10 protein-coding genes are annotated in these 12,907 nt (G+C 71.7%); 6 read left to right on the forward strand and 4 right to left on the reverse strand.

The window, feature by feature from the left end:
• The first annotated feature begins 335 nt into the window (after positions 1-335).
• On the forward strand, positions 336-1,097 hold the full coding sequence (locus I0C86_RS32850) for a hypothetical protein (protein ID WP_196205193.1): 762 nt from the start codon (positions 336-338) through the stop codon (positions 1,095-1,097).
• A gap of 94 nt (positions 1,098-1,191) precedes the next feature.
• Here the strand turns inward: I0C86_RS32850 and I0C86_RS32855 are convergent, their stop codons facing one another.
• Both I0C86_RS32855 and I0C86_RS32860 read right to left on the reverse strand, forming a co-directional pair.
• Positions 1,192-3,120 carry a zinc metalloprotease gene (locus I0C86_RS32855; RefSeq protein WP_196205194.1) on the reverse strand — a complete coding sequence of 643 codons (1,929 nt, stop codon included), beginning with the start codon at positions 3,118-3,120 and terminating at the stop codon, positions 1,192-1,194.
• Between the two features lie 223 nt (positions 3,121-3,343).
• Complete coding sequence (locus tag I0C86_RS32860) at positions 3,344-4,219, reverse strand: oxidoreductase (protein WP_196205195.1); 876 nt, start codon at positions 4,217-4,219, stop codon at positions 3,344-3,346.
• A 238-nt stretch (positions 4,220-4,457) separates the two neighbouring features.
• Between I0C86_RS32860 and I0C86_RS32865 the strand changes: the two genes are divergently transcribed.
• Positions 4,458-4,868 (forward strand): helix-turn-helix transcriptional regulator, encoded by a 411-nt coding sequence (locus I0C86_RS32865; RefSeq protein WP_230395181.1) that lies wholly within the window; start codon positions 4,458-4,460, stop codon positions 4,866-4,868.
• Between the two features lie 14 nt (positions 4,869-4,882).
• On the opposite strand, the gene I0C86_RS32870 is transcribed toward I0C86_RS32865, so the two are convergent.
• Positions 4,883-5,770: an oxidoreductase gene (locus I0C86_RS32870; protein ID WP_196205196.1), complete on the reverse strand. Its 888-nt coding sequence runs from the start codon at positions 5,768-5,770 to the stop codon at positions 4,883-4,885.
• Between the two features lie 114 nt (positions 5,771-5,884).
• Positions 5,885-6,601 carry an SDR family oxidoreductase gene (locus I0C86_RS32875; protein ID WP_196205197.1) on the reverse strand — a complete coding sequence of 239 codons (717 nt, stop codon included), beginning with the start codon at positions 6,599-6,601 and terminating at the stop codon, positions 5,885-5,887.
• Positions 6,602-6,705: 104 nt separating this feature from the next.
• On the opposite strand from I0C86_RS32875, the gene I0C86_RS32880 reads away from it, so the two are divergent.
• The 4 genes from I0C86_RS32880 to I0C86_RS32895 form a co-directional block, all read left to right on the forward strand.
• Entirely contained in the window at positions 6,706-7,536 is an 831-nt protein-coding gene (locus I0C86_RS32880) for a helix-turn-helix transcriptional regulator (protein ID WP_196205198.1), read from the forward strand.
• A gap of 413 nt (positions 7,537-7,949) precedes the next feature.
• Positions 7,950-9,926, forward strand: a complete 1,977-nt coding sequence (locus tag I0C86_RS32885) for a hypothetical protein (RefSeq protein WP_196205199.1) — start codon at positions 7,950-7,952, stop codon at positions 9,924-9,926.
• Positions 9,916-11,931 carry a TOMM precursor leader peptide-binding protein gene (locus tag I0C86_RS32890; RefSeq protein ID WP_196205200.1) on the forward strand — a complete coding sequence of 672 codons (2,016 nt, stop codon included), beginning with the start codon at positions 9,916-9,918 and terminating at the stop codon, positions 11,929-11,931. Before I0C86_RS32885 ends, I0C86_RS32890 begins: the two co-directional genes overlap by 11 nt.
• A gap of 26 nt (positions 11,932-11,957) precedes the next feature.
• The coding region (locus I0C86_RS32895) for a SagB family peptide dehydrogenase (protein WP_196205201.1) at positions 11,958-12,907 on the forward strand (950 nt) is incomplete at its 3' end.

A 12,907-nucleotide genomic window follows, 5' to 3' on the forward strand; every position in this document is an offset into this window, starting at 1 on the left:
ATCCCGACCGGGCCGAGTTCGAGCTGCGCGAGCGCCGCACGGCGGGGCCGGGGGTCGCCGGAACGCACGGGGCGTACGGGACACACCAGGGCTGAGCCGGAACTGGCCGGTCCGGGGCTCATCTCGAAGGCCTGGTCCGTCTGCCCCGCATCGGGTGGGACGGAGGGCCCGCTTCGTCGACCGGCATCGTCGGGCTCGCCCTGCCCGGCGCTGGGCGTGCGCCCCGCCGGATACCTCTGCCCGGAACTGGTCGCGTTCGCTGCCCCGACGTCCCCGGCGCGGTTCGCGGGTGCCGCCATCCTGGAGGGTGCGTGACATCACTAGACTTCTCTGTCGTGACACCGACCGCGCTGCGCCGTGCCGCCCGTATCTGCCTTGTAATCCTGGTCTTCGCGGCGTTCGCCGCGTTCACCGCGTCCTGGTTCACCCGGGCCAACGGCGACACCCTCAACGGGCTCGACCTCGGCTACCTCGCCTCCGAGCTGAACGACCAGCCGTACCCGGTGGCCCAGTTCTTCACAGAGGCTTCGCAGTTGCCCGCCGTCCTCGCGATTCTGCTGGCCCCGGGCGTCGCGGTGCGCTCGCTCTGGGGGCGGATCGTCGCAGTGCTCCTCGGGCTGCTCGCCACCATGATGGCCGTGGTCGTGTTGATGGTTGTGCACGGCAGGATCGAGGACTACTGGGAGCCGGCGTGGACGCAGCGGTACCAGCTGTTCGCTGTCGTGGTGGGCCTGATCGCGGTGCTGGTCCTCGGCGCCGTCGTCACGTTGGCCTTGGGGCGTCGTCAGGTTTACGGGGTGGCCGTGGCGCTGCTGCTGGTCGGTTCGGCCGCGTTCAATTTCTACAGCGTCGCGGTGCTCTCGTGGCTGGGGTCGATCGACGTCGAGGTGAGCCCGGTGGCCTGGGCACCCGGGCCGGCGTGGCTGCTCGCGGCCGGCTGTGCCCTCGTGGCGGTGTGGGCGGATGCGGCGGCGGGCCGGGCGAGTGGGGCTGGTGGCGGTCATCCCGACCGGGCCGAGTTCGAACTGCGCGAGCGCCCCACGGCGGGGCCGGGGGTCGCCGGAACGCACGGGGCGTACGGGGCACACCAGGGCTGAGCCGGAACTGGCCGGTCCGAGGGCTCATGTCGAGGGCCTGGCCCCTGGCATCGGGTGGGCCGGAGGCCCCGTCCCACCCGATGTCGGCTGACTGTCAGGGCTGGGCGCGCGGCCCGTCCGGGTCGAGGCTGTCGATGAACTCGTGCGGCTGGTTCGTCTCCACGCTGGTCCGGGCGGCCTTCGCATCCTGGGCCATCTGCTCGGCGACCTTGTCCGTCGGTACGCCCGCCTCCCGGGCGCCGTCGACCACCGCCGCGTAGGCCTGGTCGGCGTACGCGTATGCCGACCGGTACTGGTGGTTGGCCAGCGCCGCCTTGGCCCGACCGAGCAGCCGGTCCGCCGCCGTCAACTCGTCGTACGCCCGGTGCGCCCGAGGGGCGTCGAGGACGTCGGCGGCGAGCCGGTTGGCGGCCTCGTTGTAGGCGGCGGTCAGGAACCGGTCGCTGTTGTCGTGGTCGAACTGGCTGAAGTCCCAGTTCAGGTCGATGTAGCTCATCATCGAGTTGTTCTCGTCGCCGGCGTTGACGAAGTAGAACTCGTCGACCGGTACGTAGTCCACCTTGGACGCGCTGTCGTAACCGTCGTGCGGGTGGCTCATCCCGACGTGGTGGCCCACCTCGTGGATCAGGGTGGTGGTCAGCCCGTACCCGGCCTCGACGATCTCGGGCGAGATGAACGCGAAGACGTAGGACTGGGTGCCGTCGACCCAGTTGTCGTCGGCGAAGCCGAGGGCCGGGGTGGGAGTTCCCTCCGGTACCGCGTAGCTGAAGATCGGCAACTCGTAGTCGACCTTGCCCTGGTCGTCCTGGGTACGCGCCAGCTCACGCCGGTTCTGCAGGTAGAAGTTGGCGAACCCGCCGTAGCCCAGTTCCGGGTAGCAGGATTCGTCCTCCGCAGCGAGCCGGTAGCAGCGTTCGGCGTCGCCGGTGAACGGCAGGTCCTGGCTGTCGTAGTCGAGCCGGTTGCGCCAGCGCAGTTCCCGCAGTTCGTCGAGGAGCAGGTCCCGGTCGATGTACTGGCTGGAGGCGTTGACGCCCGGCCAGCCCTCGTAGACGTTGCTGTCGAGGTTGATCGAGCGCGGCGGTTCCGCCGTCGGCAGTTCCACCGGGTAGAGCGGCGAGGTGGTGAAGAGGAGGTTCAGCGCGACGTACCGGGTGATCTTGCTCAGGTCGCCGGCGAGCGCGCTCGGCGCCCGGTAGCCGCCGGGGGTGTATTCCCAGGTCGGTGGCATCCGGTAGTCCTCGACGCCGTTGCCGTCGAGATCCGGGTCGTCCACGTTCCAGTTGGAGGTCCAGGACTCCGGCCCGGCCGAGAGGTCGTGGAACCAGATCCGGTGGGTGGAGCCGAGCCCGTTCTCCTCGTCGTCGGCGGTGGTGCCGCCCCACGCGATGATCTTGCGGCTCTCCCGCTCGGTCCCGAAGTTGTATCCGGTGTCCGGGTCGGGCTCGTTCGTCTTCGTGTAGACGTGGAACCGGAAGTCCGGCCGCCCGTACCAGTTGATCAGGAAGACCGTGTTCCGCCGGGTGTCGATCCCGGCGGGCGGGTTCTTCGCCAGCCACCGCTCCACACTCGGCGCGTCGATGTGGTGGTTCCTGGTGATGTCGAGAACGTTGCCCTGCTGCTCGTTGTAGAGCGTCTGGTACTCGCTCAGCGGCGCCGGCCGGGCCAACCGCTTCAGCTCGCCGAAGAACCGGTCCTCGTAGCGGTCATCGGTGTAACTGATCTGGTAGTCGTAGGTGTAGTGCAGGCCGAGCTTCTCCTCCGTCATGTACAGGAGCCGGGACCGCACCACCGGGTCGTAACCGGCCGGCAGCCCGGCCTGGAACGTCGACCTGGGGACCTGGGACGGCGAGTAGCCGAGGAAGACCACGTTGACCGGGACCCGCTCGGTCAGCCGCGGCTGCCCACCGGGATTCAGGTGCGGGTAACGGGGTGCCGCCGCCGCCTGGCTCGGTGGTGCCAGCGCCAGCACCGTGAGCACCGCTGTGGCGGCAGCCACCAGGATGGTGCGTCTCGTTCTCATTCCGACCCTTCCGCCGTCCGGGGAGATCCATCTGTCCGTGCCGGGCCCGACGACCCACCCGGGCGGGGACCGGCGACACGACCCCCGACCGGACGTGCCCGTTCTGGGGGCCCGCATCCGACCGAGCGTACGTCCCAGGTAGACCGTGGGCTATCCGTCACCGTCAGATTCTTCGATCGACTCCGGCCCTCCGCCGCAGGCTGCCCGAAGGCCCGGGTGGAGGTCAGCCGGCGAGTTCGACGAGGTCCTGTTCGGACAGCCGGAGGGCGGCCGCCGCCATGTTCTCCTCGAGGTGCTCCGGTGAACCGGTGCCGGGGATGGCGAGCATGACCGGAGAGAGGGCGAGCAGCCAGGCCAGGGCCACCTGGGCGACGGTCGCGTCGTGGCGTGCCGCGATCGGCTCGTACCGGGTCGGGTCGAGCGGCCGGTTGCCGCCGCCGAGCGGGAAGAAGGGCACGTAGGCGCTGCCCAACGCCGTACACCGGGCGAGTAGTTCGGCGTCGTCCCGGTGCTGGAGGTGGAAGTGGTTCTGCACGGCCACCACCGGGGCGATCGCCTCGGCCTCGGCGTACTGGGCCGCGTCGACGTTGCTGACCCCGAGATGCCGGATCAGTCCCTCCTCCCGGAGCGCCGCGAGCACGGCGAACCGCTGCGCGATCGACTCGCCGCCGATCGGGCCCAGGCCGCCCACCCGGAGGTAGACCAGATCGAGCCGCTCCAGGCCGAGCCGGCGCAGGTCCTCCTCGACCAGGCCCCGGAGTTCGTCGGCGGTGGCCTCCCGGGAGGGGATCCCGGTCGCTTCGTCCCGGACCGGGCCGACCTTGGTGGCGATCACCAGATCCTCCGGGTACGGGGAAAGCGCCTCCCGGATCAACTCGTGGGCGTGCACCTCGCCGCTCCCGTAGAAGCCGGCCGTGTCGATGTGGTTCACCCCGAGCTCGACGGCTCGGCGGAGCACGGCGATGCCGGTCCCGGGATCCCGGGACGGTCCGTGCGGCGAGTTCGCGGCGAGCCGCATCGCGCCGAAGCCGAGCCGGTTGATCCGCAGGTCGCCGCCGAGCGGGAAGGTCCCGGCGCTGGTCGGTGTGTTCGTCGTCATGGCACCGAGCCTGGCTCCGCCGGGCGCGGGACGCGGGGATTGGCAACAAGTGGCCAGTCCGCCACCGGTCCACCACGGGTCCGCCCGCGTTCCCCGGCCGGGGTGGAGTTGCCGCTGGTCGGATGGCGGAGCCAGACTGGGCGGGTGGCGGAGCAGCAGGTGATCACCGTACGCGGCGAGGAGGAACTCGTCCGGCGTGCCGGTCATCTCTTCGTCAGCGCGCGAACCGAGTTCGTGTGTGCCGCGACCGACTGCGGCGGGTATCCGGGTACGCATCTCGCCGGCTCCGCTGCCGCAGGAAACGATCATCATCGACCGGCGGGTCATGATCCTGGCGGGTACGCCGGACGGTGCGGACCGGACGTTCACCGTGACCACCGCGGCCGGCCTGATCGACGGGGTGCGGGCGCTGTTCCGGGCCGCCTGGGACGCGGCCGAGCCGCTGGACGCCTGGCTGCGCAGGAGCGGGCCGCAGCTCGACCCGGCGGATCGGGTGATCCTGCGTTCGCTCGCCTCCGGCCTCACCGACGAGGCAGCGGCGCGGCGGCTCGGCATCCCGCTCCGGACGTACCGGCGGCGGGTGGCCGAACTGATGCGGCAACTGGGTTCCGACTCCCGGTTCCAGGCCGGCGTCCAGGTCGGAAACTAGGCCTGAACCGCTGATCAGTTGGTTCTCGGCGCGAGCATGGCCGCGACGGGGGTCCGGGCGAAGTCGGGGCTCCCGTCGTAGTCGGTACTCCGGCTCACATCGGCCCAGGCGGTGGTCTCCTGCGCCCGCGACTGCGCGGCCTGCTCGGTGAGGCGGAGGGCGTCGGAGCCGAGCAGCAGCCGGAGCGGTGGTGCCGCCAGCGCGACGACGTCGACGATGACCTTCGCCGCGCGTACCGGATCGCCGGCCTGTTGGCCGTCCATCTCCTGCCGGAGGCCGTGCAGACGGCCGACGGTCTGCTGGTAGTCCTCGCCCACCTGGCCCAGTCGCATCGACGAGCCGCCCCAGTCGGTACGGAAGGCGCCGGGCTCGATGATCGTGACCCTGACCCCGAACGGCTTGACCTCGTTGTAGAGCACTTCGGAGAACCCTTCGACGGCGAACTTCGCGGTCTGGTAGGCACCCAGCCCGGGTGTCCCGCCGACGCGCCCGCCCACCGAGGAGAACTGCAGGAAGTGCCCGGACCGCTGGGTACGGAAGATCGGCAGCGCCGCCCTGGTGACGTTGACGACGCCGAAGAGATTCGTCTCGACCTGTGCCCGGAAGTCGTCGTCCGGGGTCTCCTCGATCGCGGAACTGTTGGCGTAGCCGGCGTTGTTGGCCACGACGTCCAGCTTGCCGAACGCCTGGACGGCCGCCACGACCGCCGCCCGCGCGGCGGCCGGGTCGGTGACGTCGAGGGCGAACGGCCGGATCTGGTCGCCGTACTGGTTCACCAGTTCGTCGAGCTGTTCCGGTTGCCGGGCGGTGGCGAGCAGGTTGTCACCCCGGGCCAGGATCTCCTGACTCAGCGCCCATCCCAGACCTCGGGAACTTCCGGTGACGAGCCATGTCCTGGCCATGATTCAGCATCCCCCTCGTACCTCGGTCTCCACTGCTCGACTCTGCTACGCCCACCACCGCAGGCTGGGGAAAACCCGATGTCTACGCTCGTAGAAATGTTCCGGGCCGCTGGTCTACCAGGGCACCGGGCCGTGCTCGTCCCGGAACTCCCCACTGGCGCCGTGCTCGTCGAGCAGGGCGAGCCGGACCACGACGGCCGCTCCCTCCGCCGGGTCGCGCGGCCCGGTGCGGTGGTTCAGGTCGGTGGCGCAGTACCCGGGGTCCGCCGAGTTGACCTTGATGTCCGCGTCCCGCAGTTCGGCGGCGTACGCGACGGTCAGGCCGTTCATGGCCGACTTCGAGGAGCTGTACGACATCATCGGTATCCCGCTGTCGGGAGCGGCGATCCGGGTCAACGAGCCCATCGAACTCGACACGTTTACGATCCGGGCGGCGGAACTGCGCCGCAGCAACGGCAGCATCGCGTTGGTCACCGACACGACGGCGAAGACGTTCGTCTCGTACGCCTGCCGGAGATCGTCGACGGAGAGCTCGCTCGGTCGGCCCCAGCCCGTCATGATGCCGGCGTTGTTGACCAGGATGTCCAGCCGGCCGTGCTCGTCCTCGATCCGTCTCGCCGCCTCGGTCACCGACGCCGGATCGGTCACGTCGAGGTGTACCGGCGTGGCCGGTACACCGTCGGCGCGGAGCCGTCCGGCGGCTTCGGCGCCCCGACCGGCGTCCCTGGCGCCGAGCAGTACGGTGACGCCTTCCCTACCCAGCAGCCGGGCCACTTCGAACCCGATGCCCTTGTTCGCTCCCGTCACGAGAGCGATCTTCGTGTCGTCCATGGCGGCCAGCGTCCGGCAGATCCCGGGGCGCCATAAGGGGTCGGTGCCAGCCACGGACCGACGGGTCCCTGGTTCGGCCGGCGGAGTCGGGGCACCATGTGCGGATGAACCGCCGACACCTGGCCGACTTCCTCCGGGCCCGGCGTGCCCGGGTGCAGCCGGCCGACGTCGGCCTCGCCGCCGGCCGACGCCGACGAACGCCGGGACTGCGCCGTGAGGAGGTCGCCCAACTCGCCTGCATCTCGGTCGACTACTACGCCCGGCTCGAACAGGCCCGGGGACCGCAGCCGTCCCGGCAGGTGCTGGTGGCCCTGGCCCGGGCGCTGCGGCTGACCGACAGCGAACGCGAACACCTCTACCGGCTCGCGGGCCTGGGCGTGGACATCCCGGCGGGGCCGCCCCGCGATGTGCCGGCCGGGATCCTGCACCTCATCGACCGGCTGGACGACACGCCCGCCTTCGTGATCGACGCCGTCTACAACCTGCTGGCCTGGAACTCCATGGCGACCGCACTGTTGATCGACCCCACCGTGTGGCCGGTCGAGGACCGCAATCTCATCTGGCAGCTCTTCGGCGGTCAGCACGCCGACTTCGACGACCCGCAGGTGGACGCGTTCGCCCGGCAGTGCCTCGCCGACCTGCGTACGGCGGCGGCCCGTTATCCCCACGACCCGGGGGTCGACAGGCTGATCAGCCGGCTGCGCGCCGCCAGCCCCGGCTTCGTCCGACGCTGGAACGAGTACCCGGTCGACCCGCCCCGGCCCAGTTCGACCAAGCGGATCCCGCATCCCGTGGTGGGCGAGCTGGAGCTCGACTGCCAGACGCTGGAGATCAGCGACCGGGACCAGCGCCTGATTCTCTACACCGCAGCCCCCGGTACGCCCTCGCACGACGCGCTCCGCCTGCTCTCGGTGGTCGGACTCCAGCAGATCTGATCGCGACCCGCCAGGCCCGGCCGGCATCAAGGCATTCGATAGGGTCTATGGAACATATGCGGGACACGTCCGGGGGAATTGTTCCGGCGGTCACCCGAAGTGGCCGGTGGAAGCATTCGTCATAACGGCATCGAATCGCAATTGACGTCGGCGCTCATGCGAGGTCGTCCGTCATTCTCGATAACCCGGACGGGATGTGCTTCGGGGCGGAAGGTCGCGGAGAACATCTGTGGAAACCGTCAAAAATCATGATGCGTTCGGCTCGTAACGAAATCGTGGGGCGGTAATCGGGCGGGGGATCAAATCGATCGTCGTCGGGGCGAACTCGTACCAAACTGACAGTGGATCGCTCGATGGACTTCGTTGATCGTTTCAGTTAACATCGATGAAGTTCAAATGCCACGGGGGGCGATGTGAAACCACGCCTGCGCGAAGATGTGCGATTCGTCGAGTTTCCGGACGGCGTCTACATTCACAGTGATCACGGGGCCGCCACGTTGGCCGGAAGTCAGGCGTACGCCTGGTTGTCCCGGCTCGCACCGGCGCTTACCGGCGAGTACACGCTGGACGAAATGACCGCCGGTCTGGCGCCCGACAAACGCGCGATGGTCGAACAACTCGTGACCACCCTGGCCGAACAGCGTTACGTCGTCGACGCGCAGGCGGACGAGCCGCACGGACTCGGCATCGCGGACCGGGAGACCTACGCCGACGAGATCGCCTTCATCCGGTACGCCGCCGACTCGGCCGAGCGGCGCTTCGAACGGCTCCGCGAGACACCGGTCGCGGTCGTCGGCCGTGGCCCGCTCGTCGACGCGCTGGTGGCGGCCGTTCTGCACTGCGGATTCCGGGACATCGTCGTGCAGACCGACGGTGGCCAGGTGGCCCAGGTCGCGGGCCGGCGCGACGCCGGCCAGTCGGTGCGGGTGGAACGACCGGCCGATACGGTCCGGGTGCCGTCCGGGGCCGGCCTGGTTCTCCAGGTGTCGGACGACCGGAACGACCTGATCGCGATGTGCCGGGCCTGTGCCGATTCCGACGTCCAGCTCGGACAGGTCTGGGTCCGGCCGACCGAGGCCTGGCTCACCCAGGTCGGCCCACCCGAGCAGACGGCGGCGGAATCGGCCTGGCGTCGGCTCACCGACCGGCCGGAGTCCGACGAGACCGTGGACGTGTCCGACGAGACCGTGAAGGTCGGCTCGGATACCGCCGACGGCTGGTGGACCGGTCCGGTGCCGACGGTGGTCGCCAGCCAACTCGCGATGGCCTGTTTCGCCCGGCTGACCGGCCTGGACGCGCTGCCTACGGGCAGCCCGGGTCCGTCGCCCACGCTGACCCGGGTCGACCTGCGGACCCTCGACACGTCCGCGCACCGGATCCGGCGACATCCGCTGGCAGCCTCCGCGTCCGCGTCTCCGGCCGGGTTGTCGAGCGGGGCCGGGCGTCCGGTGGACCTTGCTTCCGTGGCGCCCGTACCGGCCGCCACGCTGTGGGAGCGGGTCGGCGTCGCGGTCGACTCCCGGACCGGACTGATCCGCCTTCTCGACGAGGGCGACCTCGGTCAGACCCCGCTGTGGCTGTGCCGCGCCACGGTCGCCGATCCACTCGGGACGCTGCCGAGCTGGGCGCCGGCCCCGGAGGTGTTCGGCTGGGGCGGGGACCGGGTCACCGCGCGCCTGCGGACCCTGCTCGGCGCCCTCGCCGCGTACGCCGGGCTCGCCGTGCCGCCGGACAGCACACCGTGGGGGTGGGACCTGTCGACCCGTACGGTCCGACCGGCACCGCGATGGCCGCGACCGGCCACGCCGTACCGGCCGCCGGTGGGAGTTGCCGCCGGACTGAGCTGGGACGACGCCGTCGCGGCGGGACTACGGGCGCAGTGCGCCGCACTGGCCGCCCGGCGCCACGCCACCACCCCCGAGGTTGGTCCGGACGTCGATCCGGCGGACGTCGCCGATGCCCGGGTCGGGCGGCTGCTGCGGCAACTCTCGCTCGCGGACGAGAAGGTCAGGGTGCGGGAGCTGACCGGGATCCTGGGCGTCGCGACGTACGCCTTCTCGGTCGAGGGCCGGCCGACCGTCGTCACCTGCGACCCTGATCCGGCCGAGGCGCTCCGGGACGGGTTGGAGCGGGTGTTGCTGGCGTGGCAGGCCGGAACCGCCGGTGACCCGGTCCGGCCCGATTCCGCACCGGCCTGGCCGCCGGCACCGCCCGCCGGATCCGGTCCCGCGTCCGTCGACGAGCCGGGCTCCGGGGGCGACGTCGTGACCCGCCTGGTGACGGCGCTCCGCAGCGCCGGTCGGGTGCCGGTCGCCGTACCCCTGCACCACGACCCCGAGGCCGTACGCGTCCTGCCGTTCCTGGTCCGGGTGGTGCTCTGTGACGAGTGAGGCAGAGCCGTACCGGCCGTCGGGCCGGACGGTGCTGGTCGGCACGGGCCGGCTGGCCCGCGCCGTCGCCGACGGCCTGGGGGAGCCGGCGCTGCTGGTCGACGATCCGGAGGAACTGGCCGGACACCCCGGCGACGACTGGACGGCCCTGGTGTCCGTTGCCGACCACCCCGACACCTCGGCCCGGTCCGGGCTGCTGAAGCAGGCCGTCCTGCGCGGGCTGCCCTGGCTGCCGGTCCGGGTGGACAGCGGTTGGGTGCTGCTCGGACCCGCCGTGCGGCCCGGTGTAGGCGGCTGCCCGACCTGCGCGGCCCGCCGCCGGGCCGACAACCGTGCCGACACCGCCGGACGTCGGGCACTGCGCGAGCGGTACGGGGCCGAGGTGGCCGACCGACCCACGCCACTACTCGGCAGGCTCGTCGGTGCCGCCGTCGGGGCGCTGGTGCGGGACGAGGTCCACCTGCTGCGGCGGAACCCGGAGCGGGCCCGGACGGCCGGCGCCCTGCTGCGGATGGCCGTGCCGACCGGCGTCGTACGCCGGCACACCGTGCTCGCCGACCCGTCGTGTCCCGACTGTGGCCGAATGCCGGTCGACCAGCCCGACGCCGGGCGGCTGCACCTGGCCCCGGCACCGAAGGTGGCCCCCCGGGTGTACCGGGTGGCGAGCCTCACCCGCCGGGCGGACACCCTGACCCGGCTGTACGTCGACCCCGAGACCGGGGTGCTGGAATCGGTCGCCGCCGGCACCCGTGGCGACGGGATCGTGGCGGTGGCCCGGTTGCGGCCCACGAGTGGACACGACAACCAACACGGGTACGGCCGGTCCGGCGACTTCGGCTCGGCCCGGGTCACCGCCCTCGCGGAGGCACTGGAGCGGCTGGCCGGGATCGCGCCCCGGGGACGGCGTACCGCCGTGCGGGCCGCGTACGCCGACGTCGCCGACCGGGCCCTCGACCCGCGCACCCTCGGTCTCCACCCCGACGACCGGTACGACCAGCGCGGGTTCGGCTACGTCCGGTTCGATCCGGAGCGGGTGACGGCGTGGGTCTGGGGATACTCGTTCGGCCGCGACGAGCCGGTGCTGGTGCCGGAGAGCTACGCCTACTACGGCCCCCGGCCGCGCCACGATCCCGGATTCGTCTTCGAGTGCTCCAACGGCTCCGCGTTGGGCGGCTGCCTCAGCGAGGCGATCCTCTACGGGCTCCTGGAGATCGCCGAGCGGGACGCCTTCCTCACCGCCTGGTACGCCCGCCTACCACTGTCCAAGATAGACCTCGGGTCCGTCCGGGACCGCCGGATCCCGCTGCTGGCCGAGCGGATGGCGCACGGCGTCGGGTACTCGGCGATGGCCTTTGACGCGACCCTGGAGCAGGGCGTACCCGCCTTCTGGGTGATGGCGGTGGGCGGAGCGGGCGACGTGGCCGATCCGGCCCGGCCCGCGCTGACCTGTGCCGCGGCCGCCCATCCGGATCCCGAGCGGGCACTGCTGTCCGCCCTCTGCGAACTGGGACCGGGCCTGGACGGGCTGCGTGAACGCTACCGGCCGGAAGCCGCCGCCCCGCTGGTCGCGGAGAGTGGACTGGTCCGGGAGATGGACGACCACGCCCTGCTCTACGGCCACCCCGAGGCGGCCGACCGACTGCGCTTCCTGCCGGTCGACGAGCCGGGGCGCCCGATCGACGAACTGGCCGGGCGATGGTCCTGGCCGGACCGGGACCGACCGCCCCGGACCGACCTCAGCGCCGACCTGGCCGACCTGGTCTCCCGGTACCTCGCCGACGACCTCGACGTGATCGTCGTCGACACCACCGCCGCCGAGCACCGCGCCGGTGGATTCGCGGCGGCGAAGGTCCTGGTGCCCGGCACGGTTCCGATGACCTTCGGACACCACTACCGCCGTACCCACGGACTGCCCCGGTTGCTGGCCGCGCCGCGTCGGCTCGGCCATCGCGCGACGGATCTCGCACCGGAGGAACTGAATCCGTTCCCGCATCCCTTTCCCTGATCGTCCTTCCGTCGAGGAGCGTGCGCATGGCCGAGCCGACTGAGCCGGTGGACGACGAGCCGGTCCGCCGCTACCTGCGGGCGCTGACCGAGAGCGGACCCCGGCCGGCCGACGAGGTGAGCGCGGGAGCCCGGTACAAGCGCTACCTGGACACCAACCGGTACGTCCTGCCCTGGACCAGTGCGCTTCCCACCGGTACGGCGGACACCGCGACTCCGACCGGCCCGGGCGGCGCCGAACTGCTCGGCGCCCTGCTGGTGGACCTGCTCGGCATCGTCCGCCTGATCTGGAGCCTGCCGATCGAGGCGACCGGGCGGGTCAGTGCCGGACCGCCCCGCCTGCTGCTCGGCCGCCCGGCCCCGTCCGGCGGTGCCCTGCACCCGATCGAGGCGTACCTGGGATGCGGGGGCGGTGTCGGGCCACCGGCCGGGCTGTACCACTACGACCCGGTGCACCACGCACTCGTCCGCGTCCGGGCCGACGACCACCGGGCCGCGCTGGTCGGCACACTCGCTGCCCCGCCGACCGCCGTACCGGACGTGGTCCTGGTGCTCACCGCCGTCTTCACCCGCACGATGGCCCGGTACGGCGACTTCGGCTACCGGTTGCAGTGTCAGGAGACCGGCATCCTGTTGGCGCAGGCGCTCGCGGTGGCGCAACGGCTGCGCCTGCCGGCCTCCGCGCATCTGCGGTTCGCGGGAACTGACGCCGACCGGCTGCTGGGCCTGGACGGTTCCCGGGAAGGCGTCCTGGCGATGCTCGGCCTGACCATGCCGGAGCCCGGGCTCCCGGACCCGACCGAACCGACCGTGCCGACGGCGGCGGAGCTGGCCGGGCGCCCGGCGGCGGCCGAGGCACGACCACCGGACCCGATGCCGGCGGGGCTTCCCGCAGCGGTGCTGCACCGAGCCGGCCGGGACGGGGCCGTCCGGACGGGCGGGCCGGCCCCGACCGACCAGGCCGCCCCGAAACCCGC

The sequence above is a fragment of the Plantactinospora alkalitolerans genome, assembly GCF_015690345.1.
In the GTDB taxonomy this organism is placed as follows: Bacteria; Actinomycetota; Actinomycetes; order Mycobacteriales; family Micromonosporaceae; genus Plantactinospora; species Plantactinospora alkalitolerans.

Excerpts from the sequence above, each read along its gene's own strand:
- I0C86_RS32855 (WP_196205194.1), bottom strand. The coding sequence starts at position 3,120 with ATGAGAACGAGACGCACCATCCTGGTGGCTGCCGCCACAGCGGTGCTC.
- I0C86_RS32860 (WP_196205195.1), bottom strand. The coding sequence starts at position 4,219 with ATGACGACGAACACACCGACCAGCGCCGGGACCTTCCCGCTCGGCGGC.
- I0C86_RS32870 (WP_196205196.1), bottom strand. The coding sequence starts at position 5,770 with ATGGCCAGGACATGGCTCGTCACCGGAAGTTCCCGAGGTCTGGGATGG.
- I0C86_RS32875 (WP_196205197.1), bottom strand. The coding sequence starts at position 6,601 with ATGGACGACACGAAGATCGCTCTCGTGACGGGAGCGAACAAGGGCATC.
- I0C86_RS32880 (WP_196205198.1), top strand. The coding sequence starts at position 6,706 with ATGAACCGCCGACACCTGGCCGACTTCCTCCGGGCCCGGCGTGCCCGG.